At 66.0% G+C, this 15,097-nt stretch carries 16 protein-coding genes; 9 read left to right on the top strand and 7 right to left on the bottom strand.

Annotated features, from left to right (window positions below; all coding sequences use genetic code 11):
- The first annotated feature begins 121 nt into the window (after positions 1–121).
- From OUA97_RS17735 to OUA97_RS17725, 3 genes are all read left to right on the top strand, one after another.
- Positions 122–544, top strand: coding sequence for a PaaI family thioesterase (locus tag OUA97_RS17735; RefSeq protein WP_267233364.1), 423 nt, complete (start codon positions 122–124; stop codon positions 542–544).
- 22 nt (positions 545–566) lie between these two features.
- Complete coding sequence (locus tag OUA97_RS17730; protein WP_267233363.1) at positions 567–785, top strand: DUF1289 domain-containing protein; 219 nt, start codon at positions 567–569, stop codon at positions 783–785.
- A 132-nt stretch (positions 786–917) separates the two neighbouring features.
- Complete coding sequence (locus OUA97_RS17725; protein WP_267233362.1) at positions 918–1,421, top strand: TIGR02281 family clan AA aspartic protease; 504 nt, start codon at positions 918–920, stop codon at positions 1,419–1,421.
- Here OUA97_RS17725 and dusA read toward each other — a convergent pair.
- Positions 1,365–2,396, bottom strand: a complete 1,032-nt coding sequence (gene dusA / locus OUA97_RS17720; RefSeq protein WP_267233361.1) for a tRNA dihydrouridine(20/20a) synthase DusA — start codon at positions 2,394–2,396, stop codon at positions 1,365–1,367. The genes OUA97_RS17725 and dusA overlap by 57 nt on opposite strands.
- A 105-nt stretch (positions 2,397–2,501) precedes the next feature.
- Between dusA and OUA97_RS17715 the strand changes: the two genes are divergently transcribed.
- On the top strand, positions 2,502–3,581 hold the full coding sequence (locus OUA97_RS17715; RefSeq protein WP_267233360.1) for a tyrosine-type recombinase/integrase: 1,080 nt from the start codon (positions 2,502–2,504) through the stop codon (positions 3,579–3,581).
- Here OUA97_RS17715 and OUA97_RS17710 read toward each other — a convergent pair.
- The 6 genes from OUA97_RS17710 to OUA97_RS17690 are packed head-to-tail and all read right to left on the bottom strand — an operon-like array spanning position 3,578 to position 10,495.
- Positions 3,578–3,919, bottom strand: coding sequence for a DUF190 domain-containing protein (locus tag OUA97_RS17710; protein WP_267233359.1), 342 nt, complete (start codon positions 3,917–3,919; stop codon positions 3,578–3,580). The two genes, OUA97_RS17715 and OUA97_RS17710, sit on opposite strands and share 4 nt — an antisense overlap.
- 48 nt (positions 3,920–3,967) lie before the next feature.
- Positions 3,968–4,312 (bottom strand): DUF3703 domain-containing protein, encoded by a 345-nt coding sequence (locus OUA97_RS23475; RefSeq protein ID WP_416362443.1) that lies wholly within the window; start codon positions 4,310–4,312, stop codon positions 3,968–3,970.
- A complete protein-coding gene (locus tag OUA97_RS17705) occupies positions 4,309–4,914 on the bottom strand; it encodes a cation transporter (protein ID WP_267233358.1) in 606 nt (201 codons plus the stop codon). Before OUA97_RS17705 ends, OUA97_RS23475 begins: the two co-directional genes overlap by 4 nt.
- Positions 4,911–8,099 (bottom strand): efflux RND transporter permease subunit, encoded by a 3,189-nt coding sequence (locus OUA97_RS17700; RefSeq protein ID WP_267233357.1) that lies wholly within the window; start codon positions 8,097–8,099, stop codon positions 4,911–4,913. The genes OUA97_RS17705 and OUA97_RS17700 overlap by 4 nt, the downstream gene beginning before the upstream one ends.
- 4 nt (positions 8,100–8,103) lie before the next feature.
- Positions 8,104–9,252 (bottom strand): efflux RND transporter periplasmic adaptor subunit, encoded by a 1,149-nt coding sequence (locus OUA97_RS17695; protein WP_267233356.1) that lies wholly within the window; start codon positions 9,250–9,252, stop codon positions 8,104–8,106.
- Position 9,253: 1 nt separating this feature from the next.
- Positions 9,254–10,495, bottom strand: coding sequence for a TolC family protein (locus tag OUA97_RS17690; protein ID WP_267233354.1), 1,242 nt, complete (start codon positions 10,493–10,495; stop codon positions 9,254–9,256).
- 66 nt (positions 10,496–10,561) lie between these two features.
- Here OUA97_RS17690 and OUA97_RS17685 point away from each other — a divergent pair, with 66 nt between their 5' ends.
- The 5 genes from OUA97_RS17685 (at position 10,562) to OUA97_RS17665 (ending at position 14,909) form a co-directional block, all read left to right on the top strand.
- Positions 10,562–10,687 (top strand): hypothetical protein, encoded by a 126-nt coding sequence (locus tag OUA97_RS17685; RefSeq protein ID WP_267233353.1) that lies wholly within the window; start codon positions 10,562–10,564, stop codon positions 10,685–10,687.
- A 453-nt stretch (positions 10,688–11,140) separates the two neighbouring features.
- On the top strand, positions 11,141–11,575 hold the full coding sequence (locus OUA97_RS17680; protein ID WP_267233352.1) for a MerR family transcriptional regulator: 435 nt from the start codon (positions 11,141–11,143) through the stop codon (positions 11,573–11,575).
- A 79-nt stretch (positions 11,576–11,654) separates the two neighbouring features.
- Positions 11,655–13,706: an NAD(+) synthase gene (locus OUA97_RS17675; RefSeq protein ID WP_267233351.1), complete on the top strand. Its 2,052-nt coding sequence runs from the start codon at positions 11,655–11,657 to the stop codon at positions 13,704–13,706.
- Between the two features lie 395 nt (positions 13,707–14,101).
- Positions 14,102–14,494: a hypothetical protein gene (locus tag OUA97_RS17670; RefSeq protein WP_267233350.1), complete on the top strand. Its 393-nt coding sequence runs from the start codon at positions 14,102–14,104 to the stop codon at positions 14,492–14,494.
- 118 nt (positions 14,495–14,612) lie between these two features.
- Entirely contained in the window at positions 14,613–14,909 is a 297-nt protein-coding gene (locus OUA97_RS17665) for a hypothetical protein (protein WP_267233349.1), read from the top strand.
- The last annotated feature ends 188 nt before the right edge of the window (positions 14,910–15,097 follow it).

The following is a 15,097-nucleotide window of genomic DNA, read 5'->3' as shown; positions in this document are numbered from 1 at the left end:
CACTCAAATGAATTCCCGGCAATGATTAGTATTCGCAGATTAAATTAAAGCAATGAAACGCCGCATCTACTACGAAACATAAACACCTTGTAATGATCCCCGCGCGACGCAAAGCTAAGGCATGACACTTTCGCTCACGCTTGACGCCAACCAGGTCAACACCCTGCTTCGGCGCGCTTTTCCCGACGGATCCGACGCCCACTTCCCCCGTGTGACGGAAGTCGCGCCCGGACGGGCGGTTCTCGTGCGCGCCTACCACGACAGCATGCTGCGCCCGGGGCGGCTGATCTCCGGCCCGAACCTGATGGCGCTGGCCGACACCGCGGCCTACGCGCTGATCCTTGCACACATCGGCGACCAGCTGATGGCGGTGACCAGTTCGCTGGTGATGAACTTCCTGCGCGGCGCCAAGCCTGGGGACCTGTACGCCGAGGCGCAAATGCTGCGGCTCGGGCGGCGCAACGCAGTATGCGACGTTCGGCTCTGGACCGAACATCCCGACCGACTGGCGGCCCAGGCCACCGTCACCTACGCTATCCCCTGATCAGCCGCCCCCTCCCGGACCCATGACCGACGTTCCCGTCACGCCGCCCGCCCCCATCAAGACCCCCTGCATCAAGGTCTGCGTCGTCGATGGCGAGAGCGGCCTCTGCCTCGGCTGCTATCGCCGCCTCAGCGAGGTCGCCGGCTGGGCCAAGCTGAGCGACGAGGACCGGGCCCGGATCATGGCCGAACTGCCTTCGCGCCGCAGTCGGATCCGACCCGAAAAGTTGGGAATGTTTTAACCTTAAGCCTTTGCTGCAGTTAGGTTTTCGGAAACTCCCGATTCACGCCTTGCAAACCTCGCCGCCGTAAGGTCCGCGCCGAACAGGGTCGAAAACGGCCCGCGGTGAAGCCGAAGCGGCAAGGTGTGGGACATGCTCAAACTGGCGATGGTGGCGCTTCTGGGCGCCGTGTCTGCGGTGGGCGCGGCCGAGGCCCTTAACACGTTCACGGATCCGAAGCCGGAACTGCGCGCGGCGCTCGCCATTGCACCGCAGTCCGCGCCCCACGCCCAGCCGGCCTCGATCGCCAAGGGCGGCGATGGCCACTATTGGGCCGAGGCCGACGTCAACGGCTCGCGCGTGCGCTTCCTGGTCGACACCGGCGCCAGCGCCGTCGCCCTGACCCTGGCCGACGCCCAGCGCCTCGGCATCGCCACCGACAAGCTCGACTACAACTACAAGGTCGTCACCGCGTCGGGCGAGACCCGCGCCGCGGCCGTGAAGCTGGGCCGCGTCTCGGTGGCAGGCGCCGCGCTAAACGACGTCGACGCCATGGTGATCGAGAGCGGGCTGGAAAGCTCGCTGCTCGGCATGACCTATCTAGGCCGCCTCGCCAGCTTCGAGGCTACGCGCACGGCGCTCATCCTGCGCCCGTAGGACCTGGGCCAGGGCCGCGTCGATCACCTCAAGGCCTGCGCCCGACTTCACGCCCTCGACCGTCAGCACGCGGCGCCAGCCGCGCGCTCCGGGCAGGCCGTGGAACAGCCCCAGCATGTGGCGCGTCATCGCCGCCAGATGCGTCCCGCGCGCCAGCTCGCGCGCGACATAGGGTCGGTAGAGCTCGACCGCCCGGAAGGCGTCCACGTCCTCGACGGCCATGCAGAACACCCGCCGATCGACCTCGCCCAGCAGCGCCGGCGTGTGATAGGCGGCGCGCCCAAGCATAACCCCGTCGACGGCGCCCAGGTGCGGCTCGGCCTCATCCAGAGAACCGATCCCGCCATTGATGGCGATGGTCAGGTCGGGCCGCTCGCGCTTCAGCCGGTGCACCAGCGGGTAGTCGAGCGGCGGCACGTCGCGGTTCTCTTTCGGCGACAATCCCTTCAGCCACGCCTTGCGGGCGTGGACGACGAAGCTGGACACCCCGGCCTGGGCGCAGAGATCGACGAGCTGGAACAGGCTCTGCTCAGGATCCTGGTCGTCGACTCCGATCCGGCACTTCACCGTGACCGGGATCTTCACCGCCGCGCCCATGGCCGACATGCACTCAGCCACCAACTCGGGCTCCCGCATCAGGCAGGCGCCGAACCGGCCGCTCTGCACCCGGTCTGAGGGGCAGCCGACATTGAGGTTGATCTCGTCATAGCCTTCGGCCTCGCCGATCTTCGCCGCGGCGGCTAGGTCGGCCGGCTCCGAGCCGCCCAGCTGCAGCGCGACCGGATGCTCGGCGGGGTCATAGGCCAGCAGCCGCTCACGGTCGCCATGCAGCACGGCCCCGGTGGTCAGCATCTCGGTATAGAGCAGCGCCCGGCTCGACAGCGTGCGATGCAGACTGCGGCAATGCCGGTCCGTCCAGTCCATCATAGGTGCAATAGACAGCCTATGTGCTTGAAATTGCGCTAGTTTTTCCATATAACCTAAGGAGTTAGGCTGGCCGCCGGACGCGCGGTTCTACGCCATTTTTCGACGGAATTCGCCCCCTTTCGCCAACTCACTGCACCCGTTCTGCACGCAAAAATGGCCTCGATCCGCAAACAAAAATCCGGCCGCTGGCGGGCCCAAGTCCGCCGCAAAGGCCGCACGCTCAGCGAGACCTTCCTTCGGCACGAGGATGCCAAGATTTGGGCGTTCGACGCCGAACGCCAGATCGATCGCGGCGAAACGCCCCTCGCCACCCGCCTAGCTCGCATCCGCACCTTCGGCGAACTCATCGACCTACACATCGACGACATGAAGGAAGTCGGACGCGCACCTGGTCGCTCTAAGGACGCCACTTTGCAGATGCTCAAGCGCACACTGGGGAAGCTCAAGCTGGTGGAGGTCGATCGCGAGCGTCTTGTCCAATTTGGCCGGAACAGAGCGGCGGCCGGAGCTGGTCCGGTAACTGTCAGCATGGACATCGGCGCGATCCGCCTAATCCTTTCGCATGCGGCGGCGGTTCACGGCGTGCCGGTGAAGGTCGAGCCCGTCGAACTGGCTCGCATCGCCCTTAAGCGCCTCGGACTGGTCGGCAAGAGCAACGAACGAGATCGCAGACCGAGCGAGGAAGAGCTCTCCGCCCTCTTCGCCCACTTTGACGCCAACGAACGCCTCACCATGCCGATGAGCCGCATCATCAGGTTCGCCATCGCCACAGCCATGCGCCAGGAGGAGATCTGCAGGGTCACCTGGAGCGACCTCAATACGCGGACGAAAATGCTCACCATTCGCGACCGGAAGGATCCGCGGCAGAAGAAGGGGAACGACCAGCGGATCCCCCTCCTCGCGGTGTCAGGATACGACGCGTTGGCCCTCATTGAAGAGCAGCGCGCGATCCGGGCCAACGAGGACGACCGGATCTTCCCCTATGTCCACAAGTCGGCTGGGACGGCCTTCACCAGAGCGTGCCGCGAGCTGAACATTGACGATTTGCACTTCCACGATCTTCGGCACGACGGAACCAGCCGTCTTTTCGAGGCCGGCTATCGAATTGAGCAGGTCGCGCTGGTGACCGGACACAAGGACTGGAAGATGTTGCGCCGCTACACCCACCTGCGTCCGGAATCCCTGCATACGATCTTAGCTGGTCGTAACCGGCCGCCGAGCGATGACGTCTAGCGGTCACCCTGCAGTCCGTAACGCACGACCTCGACCTTCTCGAAGGTGATAAGGCCGATGTCCCGGAATTCCCGGAGCGTTTCGATGAAACTCCGCAGCGGCGCCTCAGCATCCACGATTTCGATCACCACGGGCATGTTGTCGTCCAGGCTCAGCGTGCGATGGGCGTGTAGCCGAGCCGAATGACCGTAGCCGAGGCTGCCTCGAAGCACCGTGGCTCCGGCGAGTTGGGCCTCCAGCGCCCGCCGGACGATCACAGTCGTCAGCGGTTCGTCGCCATGGAGGGCGTCTTCGTCAGTGTAGATCCGTGCGAGCACAGCTGAACTGGGCACTTGCATGAAGCATCCTCCTCATAATCGAAATCGGGTGCGACTGACGCGTGGCGATCACCTGCAGAGCTCCTCCAAATCCGGCGGCAGGGCCATCGGCAGGACGGCCGACACGTTTGCGCCGCCGGTATTTCCGCTCGGCAGCCAGCCAAGCCAGGAGAGCGCTCCTCCGGCCGCTAGCCTAAGGATTTGACCACGAACTTCGCGCGCATCTCGTCGGCGCCAACCGACGCGCAGCATCATCCAGTGCGTCCAGCTATGAGGCCCGGCCCATGGCTGACCGAGAACGTGCGCTCGTTCGAGTCTGCGAAAGGCCTCGTCGAGGTCGCCACGGGCAAACGCCAGGCGTGCCGATGCCGCTTCCGCAGCGAATGCATCACGCCGACGGCGGTCCCTGATCATCGCTCGGCTCCAGGATCTTCCTCGCCGCTCTGGCGAGCGTCCTCGAGGATTTCCAATCCGCCCTTCGCAGCAATGAGGGCCACGATCAGACCGACCACAAGATCGGGCCAGGGTTGCTTCAGCCACATGACCAAACCGCCGGCGACGAGAATGCCGCCATTGGAGGCGAAGTCGTTGAAGCTGAAGGTCTCTGCCGCACGCATGTTGACGTCCTTACCTTGAGCCCGGCGGATCAAGAGCAGGCAGATCAGATTGATCGCCGCAGCGACGAGCGCCATCACGATCATCGTTCCGCCGAAGGGCTCGGCCCCGAACAGCCATCGCCGCCCGACGTCGAGCAAGACACCGCCGGCGAAGACCAGCAGGAGCACGCCGGAGATGCGCGCCGCCCGCTGTTTCCAGTGCAGCGCCCGGCCGACAGCGAGGAAACTCAACAGATAGACGACGGCGTCCGAGGCGTTGTCGGCCGCGTTCGCGATGAGAGCGCTGGAGTCGGCGAGCACGCCGCCGACTCCGAGCCCCGCGAAGAGCAAGACGTTCAGAACCAGCACGATCAGCAAGGTGCGCCGCTGTGCATGGTCCTGGGGCGATAGAGAGGTCATGGCGAAACCCCCGTCACCCGTCTGCGCGCCAAAACCCGGCCGGCGAAGGTCGGAAGGACAACCAAGGTCAGGATCGTCGCGGTCAAAAGGCCACCGATCACGACCGTCGCCAGCGGCTTTTGAACCTCGGCGCCCGCGCCGTGGGCCAATGCCATCGGCATAAAGCCTAGGATCGCCACGAGGGCGGTGGTCAAGACCGCTCGAAGACGCCGCATCGCGCCGTCCACCGCTGCCTCGTCGGGCGCCAGTCCGGCATCGAGCCGCTCCCGGATCGCCTGCATCAGCACCAGCCCGTTCAGTGTCGCGACCCCCGAAACCGCGATGAACCCGACTGCGGCGGACACCGAGAAGGGCATGCCCCTCAGAAGCAGCGCGAGCGCGCCTCCGACGAGCGCTAGCGGGACGCACGCGAACACCAGCGCGGCCTGGCCTGCCGAACCCAGAGCAAAGTAGAGCAGCACCACGATTAGCAGGAAGACCACGGGAACGACGATCGCCAAGCGCGCCTCGGCCCGCTGGAGGTTTTCGAACTGCCCACCCCAATCGAGCCAGGTTCCAGCCGGAAGCGCGACATCCTTTGCCACCGCCGCCTGCGCGTCGCTGACGAAGCCGCCCAGGTCTCGGCCACGGACGTTCGCCTGGACGACGATCCGGCGTTTTCCGTTCTCTCGACTGATCTGGTTTGGCCCCTCGGTCTCGCGAAAGCGCACGACGGAGCCCAGCGGAACAAAGCTCGCGCCATCGTTTACCGCCAGCGGGGTTTGAGCCACCGTCGCAAGATCGTTGCGGGCGTCATCGGGAAGCCGAACTACGACGTCAAAGCGGCGGTCACCCTCGTATACCCAGCCAGCTTCGCGGCCGGCCAAAGCGATCTGCACCGCGTCGGCAGCGTCAGCGGCGTGAAGGCCATAGAGCGCCGCCGCGGCGCGGTCGACTTCGGCGGTGATCATGGGCAGGCCTGACACCTGTTCGACCCTGACATCCGCGGCCCCAGGCGTTCCACGCAGCACATCAGCGATCTGGTTGGCTGTACGCTCCATCGCCGCGAAGTCGTCGCCATAGATCTTTACAGCCACATCCGACCGAACCCCGGAGATGAGCTCGTTGAACCGCATCTGGATCGGCTGCGTCAGCTCGTAGGCGTTGCCGATCTGTGTCGCCGCGACCTTCTCGACCTTTTCAGCGACCTCGGCCTTCGAGAGACTACGGTCAGGCCAATCCTTCTGGTCCTTGAGGACGATGAAGGTGTCGCTGAAGCTTGGCGGCATCGGGTCCGTCGAGACCTCGGCCGTCCCGGTCTTCGAGAACACGAAAGCCACCTCCGGAATGCGCATCAGCACCTTCTCGAGCCGCGCCTGCATCTCGATGGACTGCTCAAGCGAGGCGCTCGGCACGCGGACCGCCTGCAGCAGCACGTCCTTCTCATCGAGCGTCGGGATGAACTCCCGTCCCAGAGAGAAGAAGGTCAGCAAGCCGATCAGCACCGCGACAACGGCCCCAACGCCGATCTGCACCGGTCGTCCGACCGCCCAGCGCGTGGCCGGTTCGAGCCAGCGGCGCGCGGCCGCCTCGACCTTCGTCTCATGCACCTTGGCAGGAGGCTTGATCAGCAGCGCGGTCATGGCCGGCACAAAGGTGAAGGTCAGGACGAAGGCCCCGGCCAGAGCCAGCATGACTGTTGCGGCCATGGGCTGGAACATCTTGCCTTCGACGCCTTCCAGCGCCAGCAGCGGCGCATAGACGAGCAGGATGATGGCTTGGCCGAAGGCGGCTGGCCGGACCATTTGCTTGGCGGCCCCGACCGCCTCCTCCAGCCGTTCGCTGAGGGTCAGATCACGGCCTACGTCTTGTCGGCGGAGCCCCATACGGGTGAGCGTGTTCTCCACGACGACGACCGCGCCATCGACGAGCAGGCCGAAATCCAGGGCGCCCAAACTCATCAGGTTTCCGCTCACGCCGAACCGGTTCATGCCGATCACGCCGATGAGGAATGAGAGCGGAATCACCAACGCGGTGATGACCGCCGCACGCACGTTCCCCAGGAGGAAGAAGAGTACGGCGATGACCAGCAACGCACCCTCCGCGAGGTTGCGCTGCACGGTGCGGATCGTCCGATCCACCAGGTCCGTGCGGTTGAGGACGGTCTTCACTGCGACCCCCGGCGGCAGCGACGGGCCTATCTCTTCGAGCCGTTCGGCGACGGCATGGGCGACCGTCCGACTGTTTTCGCCCGCCAGCATCAGGGCGGTGCCGATGACCACTTCGTGGCCATTCTCCTGAGCAGCTCCGAGCCGAACCGCTTGGCCAAGCTCTACCTTTGCGACGTCGGAGACCCGCACCACCAGGCCGTTGCGGTTCGTGACAGGCGCAGATGCGAGGTCCTCGAGCGACATCACCCGGGCGTCTGCGCGGACCACGAAGGCCTCCCCGCCCCGCGAGATGTAGCCCGCGCCGGCCACGGTGTTTGCGTGCTCGACGGCTTCGACCAGTTCGTTCAGCCCGACCCCATACGAGGACAGCCGGGCCGGGTCAGGGTGAACCACATACTCCTTCACGTAGCCGCCGATTGTGTCGATGCCCGCGACCCCAGGCGTGGTGCGCAATTGTGGCGTGACGATCCAGTCCTGGACCGTCCGAAGGTAGGTCGCCTTCTGCCGCTCGGTGACGAGACGTTGGCCTTCCGGCGTGAGGTAGGAACCATCCGGCTGAGGCCCTGCGACCCCGGCGCGGGCGCCCGCGACCGGACGGAACTCCACCGTCCACATCAGGACCTCGCCAAGGCCGGTGGTGATCGGCGCCATCTCCGGCTTCGCATTGGCCGGCAATTCCTCCCGCACCGCTTCGATGCGTTCGTTCACTTGCTGGCGCGCGAAGTAGAGATCCGTGCCGTCCTCGAACACGGCGGTGATCTGACTAAAGCCGTTTCGGGAAATCGAACGGGTCTCGACGAGGCCGGGAATGCCGCCCATCGCCGTCTCGACGGGGAAGGTCACCCGTTGTTCGATTTCCTCGGGGGACAAGGCGGGCGCAATGGTCGTGACCTGCACCTGCTTGTTGGTGATATCTGGCACCGCATCGATCGGGAGCCGGAATAGCTCTGAGACGCCCCAGGCCGCCACCAGGAGGGTGAGGAGCACGACGACAATTCGGTGGCGCACCGAGAGCGCCACGAGGTTGCTCAACATGGCGTCAGTCCTCGTCCCCGGCTTCGCCCTTGGAGAGCTCAGCCTTCAACACAAAGGCGCCGCGACCGGCGATGCGCTCGCTGCCTTTCAACCCCCCGACGATTTGGGTGAACCCCGCGCCAGATCGGCCGGGTGTCACCGGCTGGGCTCGGAAGCCGTCTTCTTCTGCGATGAAGACCACGGGTCGCCCGCCGACGGTTTGCACCGCTTCCGAGGGCACGGTCGGGTAGCCTCCGGTTTCGGTCGAGAAGGCGGCGCTCACGGCGGCGCCCGGCGTCAGCCGGCCGTCGCTCAGGCGAGCCCTGATGACCGCCGCACCCGTCGCGTTCTGCGCCATCGGCGCAATTCCAGCGATGACGGCCTTGGTTTCTGCGCCATCTGCTCCCAACACGGTCAGAGGCGCGCCGACGCGAAGCTTGGCCGCAGCCTCCGCCGGCGCGTTGAACACCACCTCGACCAGAGCTGGATTGGTCACCTCGGCCACTGGTCCGCCCTGACCGACGAACCCGCCGGGCGCCACCTGCAGGCTGGTCACCACGCCCACGATCGGACTGCGAACAATCGTCGTCCCCGATTCACCCGGCGTACCGAATGCGGCGACCTTGGCGCGCGCGGCGGCGGCCTCAGCGCTGGCGCGTGTGGCGGCGGCCCGCGCCGCTTCCCAATCCTGACGCGCGGTGACGCCTGCCTTGAACAACCGCTCCTCACGCGCCAGCGCCGCGCGCGCTGCATCGGCCTCCGCGCCGCTCGCTATGGACTCCGCGCGCACGGCGGCTCCCTCGGCGCTGCGGATGACCGCCAGGCCCGCGCCGGCTCTGACGCTCGCGCCCGGCGCGACCAAAAGCTGCACGACGCCCCCCGACACCGGAGCGGCTACGGCGGCCCGGGCGCTCGGCGTCGCCTCAACTCGCCCGCTCAGCCGCAGGTCGCCTGCGCCTCCATGCGATACCGTCACGATGGCGATTCCGGCTGCTCGCGCCTGTTCGGCGGTGAGCTTCACCTCGGTTCCGCCGCCCTCGGCATGCCCCTCGCCCGCTTCGGCTTCAGCCTCTGCGACTGGGGGCCGATCAGAGAGCTTGGCGATCCCGAAGCCAGCACCGAGCGCCGCGACGAGCGCCGCGGCTGTAAAAAGGGTCTTCTTGTCGAACGGCATCCTAGGCTCCGAAGGGGGTGCGCCCGGTCAACCGGGCGATCTCGGCTTCGGCGCGAACGAGCGCCAGCCGGGCGTCAAGCGTGCGGATCCTGGCGTTGACCAGGGCGCGTCGCGCACTCGACAGTTCAAGAAGGGGCAATCGACCAGCCTCATAGCCCAGCCGCGCCAGCCGATAGGCCTCGGCGGCGGCGGACTCTCCGGCGCTCGCGGCGGCGGCCTGCGAGGCGGCGCTTCGCGCTTGCGACTGGGCTGCGCGCAAGTCAGCGACCGCGTCGAACTCGGCTTGCCGTAGTCGCGCGTCCGCCGCCGACAGTTCGGCGCGCGCCGCGTCGGTTGCGCCGCGATTGCGGTCGAAGAGGGGGAGCGGTGCAGAAATGCCCGCGACGAAGGCTGTCGAGTCGTCCTCCCGAATTTGGCGGACGCCTGCTGATATCGTCACATCAGGAACCGCCTGCCGCGCCTCCACCCGCACTCTTGCAGCGGCGGCTTCACGCCCGAGGCGTGCGGCCAGGACCGCCGGCGCGGTCGCGTCAGGGTTGGCTGTCACCGCTGGCGCGCGGACCAACAGACTCTCGGAAATTGAATCGAATGGCGTTGGCGATCCCGCGAGCGCCGATAGTTTCGCGAAAGCCGCGTCCCGGACGCTCTGCGCCTGATCGCGTTCGGCCTGCGCAGCATCCCGCTCCGCAGCCGCTTGCAGCGCGCGCAGCTCTGCCTCCCGGCCGGCATCGACAAGCTCCCGCGCGGCCTTTGCGTCGGTCTCGGCGGCGATCAAGCCATCCTCAGCCTGGGCGACCTTGGCGGCGGCAGCCTCGGCCTCGGCGTAGGCGACCGCGAGCTGAGCTGCAAACTCAGCGCGCGCCAACTCCGCCTGCGCCTGCGCAGCACGGACCCCGGCCTGCCCGGCCGCGATTCTGATCGAACGCTTTCCCCCGAGTTCGAGGGTTTGCTCGATCGACGCGGTGGCTTCGGATCGATCAAGACCGTCATAGGGCCCGGACCCGGAGAAGTTCTCCAGTTCGACGCCCAGGATCGGATTTGGTCGGACCATCGCTTGGCGCGCTAGGCCCTGCGCCTGGGCGATATCGGCTTCAGTCTCCGCCAGGCGCGGGGCGCTGATGCGCGCCTGCGCCAGAAGGGCGCCATAGGGAGGAGCCGGCTCTGCCATGGCGGCGCTCGCCGTGCTCAAGCTGGCAAGGAGGAGCAGGCGCGCCAACGGGGGCCTGCAAAACTTGGAATTCATGATGTCCCTCGTGAACGTGACGGAATGGGCGCGTCGGCCCGGGCCCGTCAGGCTCTAGGAGGGCGGATGAAGCTGAACTTGGGATCCGACGTGAGCACCTTGGTCCGCACGATCGGGTGGGCGATGCTCGTCAGGTTGGTCGGCAACGATGCTGCGGCCGCCGGCGCCGGAATGTACGGCGTAGCGTGGTGACAGTGCCCGAAGAAGCAAACGCCAGCTCTGCTTTCAGGCCCGACGGGAATGCCTGAATCCGCGGCGGCGACTGACGTGCGCATTTCAGTAGCGGCTGCGCTCAGGCTCCCAGCATCTCGGCATAGCAGGCCGTCTAGGCCCGGTCCGAACGCGAGCACGCTAAGGACCAGGGCCGCTAGGAGCATCCCGATCTTGCGCCTCCAGGACGAGACCTGCACCAACCGCCCCTCCTAGGCCAAGGGCGAATGCGAAGCTCGCCGTGCCGGCGCCCCCGCGCGCGCCAGGGCGACCGTTGCGCCGTAAGAGTCGAGCGCCGTCCAACGCGAAGCGCAGCCGTACCGGCCAGCTCCGTCAGCCATTTGGAAAGTGCAGCAGCTCGACATTTGGCCAACCTACATCCTCTAGTAACTAGAGAATCAAGCGGCTATTTTCGCTGCGTCACGCGGAGGCGCCATGATTGCCCTGACCATCGGAAAACTCGCCAAGGCCGCGGACGTGAAGGTTCCGACCATCCGCTTCTATGAGCAGATCGGCCTCCTTCCGGAGCCGCGTCGAACAGCAAGTGATCGGCGCGTCTACGACGACGGCGCAGCGCAGCGCCTAGCGTTCATCAAGCATGCCCGCCAGCTTGGCTTCCCAATCGAAGCGATCCGCACGCTGCTGAACCTGGCCGACGATCCAGACCAAGCCTGCGGCGACGCCAACATACTCGCCGAGGAGCAACTGGCGTCGGTCGAAAGCAAGATCGCGCAACTCCAGGCGCTTCGCTCCGAACTGAAGCGGATGGTTGAAGCCGGCTGCAACGGTCTTGCCGGCGAATGTCGGGTGATCGAGACGCTTTCTGAACGCTGCGCGTCACCTGGGCCGCGGCCATTGGACCGCCCTTGATCTCGCATGCCAGGCGCCAGCGTTGAGAGCGGGGTGAGCCCTGCAGCGCCTGCTAGCTGCTCGAATGACGAGGAAACCAATGACCAACGCCGCCCGGTTCGCCGCAATTCACCAACACGGCTTCGTCCGGGTCGCCGTCTGCACACCGCGCGTATCTGTTGGCGATCCGTCGGCCAACGCCGCAGAAACCCTGGCGCTGTTCCGAAGCGGCCACGACTCGGGCGTGGATCTGATGCTCTTTCCGGAGCTTGGCCTCTCCGCCTATGCGATCGACGATTTGCTGCTCCAGGACGCGCTTCTGCAGCAAGTACGCGATGAAATCGTCGGCCTGGCGGCCGCCAGCATCGATTTGGCCCCGGTCCTGCTCGTTGGTGCGCCGCTGCCGCACAACGGCCGAGTATACAACTGTGCTGTGGCCATCAGCCGAGGTCGCATTCTCGGCGTGATCCCCAAGTCATTCCTGCCCAATTACCGCGAATACTACGAGAATCGCTGGTTTGCGCCTGGCGCAGGTGTGACCGGCCTGGAAATGCGGTTCGGCGAACAGATTGTCCCCTTCGGTACGGATGTCATCTTCGAAGCCGAGGATCTGCCCGATTTCACGTTTCACGCGGAGCTTTGCGAGGACATGTGGTCCGCCACGCCGCCCTCCTCACAGGCGGCGCTCGCAGGAGCCCTGATCCTTTGCAATCTATCAGCGTCGAACATCGTGGTCGGCAAAGCCGATGACAGGGCGCTTTTGTGTGCTTCCCAGTCCATCCGTTGCCAAGCCGCTTACCTGTACTCCGCGGCTGGACCTGGTGAGAGCACTACGGACTTGGCGTGGGATGGTCAGGCCACAATCCACGAACTCGGCGTGTTGCTGGACCAGACGACGCGATTTCCCCAGAATTCGCAGTTGGCGATCGCCGATATCGACGTAGAGCGACTGCGCCTGGAGCGAATGCGCACGGCCACCTTCAACAATGCAGCGGTCGCCGCTGGGCATCCCGAACGGCATTTCCGTCGAATTCGCTTCTCCCACCATCCCCACTATGAGGATGTCGGCCTACGGCGGAAGATTGATCGCTTTCCGTTTGTGCCGAACGATCCGACGAGGCTGGACAGGGATTGCTATGAAGCCTTCAACATCCAGGTGCAGGGCCTGGTTAAGCGGCTCAGGGCGACCAAGGTCCGTAGCATCGTCATAGGCGTGTCGGGTGGTCTCGACTCTACACATGCGTTGGTCGTCGCAGCGAAGGCCTTCGATGCGCTCGAACTACCCCGAGCGAATATCCTGGCCTTCACCCTGCCGGGCTTCGCTACGAGCGACGCAACCAAGGCCAACGCATGGGCGCTGATGAATGCGCTGGGTGTGACCGGAGAAGAGATCGACATAAGACCCTCCGCGCGCCGCATGTTGGAGGACCTGGGCCATCCCTTCGCCAAGGGCGAACCGACCTACGACGTGACATTCGAGAATGTTCAGGCAGGCCTGCGCACGGACTATCTCTTCAGACTCGCCAACCAGCGAAATGGCCTGGTTCTGGGCACCGGCGATCTGTCGGAATTGGCTCTGGGGTGGTGCACCTACGGTGTCGGCGACCAAATGAGCCACTACAACGTCAACGGCTCGGTGGCGAAGACCCTTATCCAACACCTGGTGCGGTGGGCCGCAACAAGCGGCCAGTTCGAGGCGCAGGCCTCGCAAACTCTCCTGGAGGTCCTGGCGACCGACATTTCCCCAGAACTCATCCCAGCTGACGAGGTCGGCGCCCTCCAAAGCACTGAAGCCAAGGTTGGGCCCTACGAGCTGCAGGACTTCAACCTCTACTACATCACGCGCTTTGGCCTACGGCCGTCCAAGGTCGCCTTTCTCGCCTGGCACGCCTGGCGCGATGCAAAGGCTGGCGATTGGCCGCCCAACTTCCCTGTCGCTGCCCGCAACAGCTACGATCTGAGCCAGATCAAGGGTTGGCTCGCGACATTTCTCTACCGGTTCTTCGAGCTCAGTCAGTTCAAGCGTTCGGCCATGCCGAACGGCCCCAAGGTGGTCTCAGGAGGAAGCCTCTCTCCGCGGGGCGACTGGCGGGCGCCTTCGGACGGCTCAGCGCATCTTTGGCTAAACCAACTCGAGGCCGATGTACCCTAGATCGCGCTAACGCTGCTTAGGCTCGACTGCGGGGTCGCGAGTCGGAATGTCGACACCATAATCCGTCGCGGACGCAGGCTCGCCCGCGGCCTTCGGCTCGGCAAAGGTCTCGGGCGCCTTCGTGGTGCAACCTGCCAAGGCCAACACGGCGGCGAAGGCGGCGGATCGAAGCAGGGTCATGAACGAGGTTCCGTTGTTCCGCGCCAATCCTCAGCACCCCTGGATGGCGGATTGAGGGCGCCATCGCACACCCGGCGTCGAGCCTTGGGTCCCTGGCGGAGAGCGCGGAATGCGAGGGGGCCGCGCGAGCGGTGCGTACTACTAAGTGGCGCCCGCGTTTCAGCATCGCGCCCGACCTTGCGCTAGTCTGTGCTCCGGCATACCCATATCATCCCATGTGGAACCTGATCCGCATCTTCGTCGCAGCGCTCGCCCTGGTCGGCTTTGTCGGCCAGACGACCGCTCGCGCCATGCCGATGATGGCGAGGGTTGAGGCGGCCGTCGCTGCCGAGCATGTTGCAATGGCGGGGATGGATTGCGCCGACATGCCCGGCATGTCGCCCAAGGCCGATGCGCCCGAGCCCCGGTCCAAGCCGACGCCGTGCAAGGGCGTCACGCTCGACTGCATTGGCAAGATGGGCTGCGCCACAGTTGCGCCGCCAATCCCCACGATGGCGGGCATCGCGCATGCCTTCATCTACGAGGGAGTGCGCTTCCCCCCCTCCGACTTGACGCGCGAGGGCGTGCTCGCGCCCTTGCTCTTTCATCCTCCCAGACCGCTGGCCTGACGCGTTGGCGTCGGCGTCTGCATGAACTCGCAGTGAGTGACCGCAGGCGCGCGAACGGACGCCGCCCAACCAGACCAGCCCGTCCAACCGACGGGCGCCATCGGAATGGAGAAGGATCATGACCTTCCGAACGCTCACCGCCATCAGCGCTGCGGCGCTTACGCTCGGCCTGTCGGCCGCCACCCAGGCCCTTGCCGCTCCGGCTGAACCGCAGGGCGACTACCGTCTGCGCGTCGCCCCGCCTCCCGCGAACCCGCACGACTATTTCCGCCCGGTCGAAAAGGTCCCGGGCTCGCCGGCGCCCCGTGACCACGCGCGGGCTGCGGACTGCGACTGCCCGATGATGAAGGGCGACGCGGCCATGCGCGACATGTGTATGAGCATGGGTCGTCACGGCTCGCAGCCTAAGGGCTAGTCGTCTCCCGCCTCCCCCGCGCCGCCTATCCCCTGGCGCGGGGGTTATGGGCGCCGGCGGCAGCCAGCCGCCGGCGTTCTGGCCTTCGCCTCCATGACCGGAACTCCGATGCGTCTTTTTTTGACCCTGGCCTGGGGGGGGGGGGGGGGGGGGGGGGGGGGGGGGCGGGGGGGCGGGGGGGGGGGGGG

This window comes from Phenylobacterium sp. 58.2.17 (assembly GCF_026411515.1).
GTDB lineage: Bacteria > Pseudomonadota > Alphaproteobacteria > Caulobacterales > Caulobacteraceae > Phenylobacterium.
Note: the sequence above shows the minus strand (reverse complement) of the source record. Positions and strands in the feature narration are given on the sequence as shown.

Bases quoted from the DNA above. Each gene is read 5' to 3' on its own strand.
- OUA97_RS17680 (WP_267233352.1), top strand. From the start codon at position 11,141: ATGATTGCCCTGACCATCGGAAAACTCGCCAAGGCCGCGGACGTGAAG.
- OUA97_RS17665 (WP_267233349.1), top strand. From the start codon at position 14,613: ATGACCTTCCGAACGCTCACCGCCATCAGCGCTGCGGCGCTTACGCTC.
- OUA97_RS17735 (WP_267233364.1), top strand. From the start codon at position 122: ATGACACTTTCGCTCACGCTTGACGCCAACCAGGTCAACACCCTGCTT.
- OUA97_RS17715 (WP_267233360.1), top strand. From the start codon at position 2,502: ATGGCCTCGATCCGCAAACAAAAATCCGGCCGCTGGCGGGCCCAAGTC.
- OUA97_RS17730 (WP_267233363.1), top strand. From the start codon at position 567: ATGACCGACGTTCCCGTCACGCCGCCCGCCCCCATCAAGACCCCCTGC.
- OUA97_RS17670 (WP_267233350.1), top strand. From the start codon at position 14,102: ATGTGGAACCTGATCCGCATCTTCGTCGCAGCGCTCGCCCTGGTCGGC.
- OUA97_RS17700 (WP_267233357.1), bottom strand. From the start codon at position 8,099: ATGTTGAGCAACCTCGTGGCGCTCTCGGTGCGCCACCGAATTGTCGTC.
- OUA97_RS17725 (WP_267233362.1), top strand. From the start codon at position 918: ATGCTCAAACTGGCGATGGTGGCGCTTCTGGGCGCCGTGTCTGCGGTG.
- OUA97_RS17710 (WP_267233359.1), bottom strand. From the start codon at position 3,919: ATGCAAGTGCCCAGTTCAGCTGTGCTCGCACGGATCTACACTGACGAA.
- OUA97_RS17695 (WP_267233356.1), bottom strand. From the start codon at position 9,252: ATGCCGTTCGACAAGAAGACCCTTTTTACAGCCGCGGCGCTCGTCGCG.
- OUA97_RS17685 (WP_267233353.1), top strand. From the start codon at position 10,562: ATGAAGCTGAACTTGGGATCCGACGTGAGCACCTTGGTCCGCACGATC.
- OUA97_RS17705 (WP_267233358.1), bottom strand. From the start codon at position 4,914: ATGACCTCTCTATCGCCCCAGGACCATGCACAGCGGCGCACCTTGCTG.
- OUA97_RS17675 (WP_267233351.1), top strand. From the start codon at position 11,655: ATGACCAACGCCGCCCGGTTCGCCGCAATTCACCAACACGGCTTCGTC.
- OUA97_RS17690 (WP_267233354.1), bottom strand. From the start codon at position 10,495: ATGAATTCCAAGTTTTGCAGGCCCCCGTTGGCGCGCCTGCTCCTCCTT.
- OUA97_RS23475 (WP_416362443.1), bottom strand. From the start codon at position 4,312: ATGATCAGGGACCGCCGTCGGCGTGATGCATTCGCTGCGGAAGCGGCA.
- dusA (WP_267233361.1), bottom strand. From the start codon at position 2,396: ATGGAAAAACTAGCGCAATTTCAAGCACATAGGCTGTCTATTGCACCT.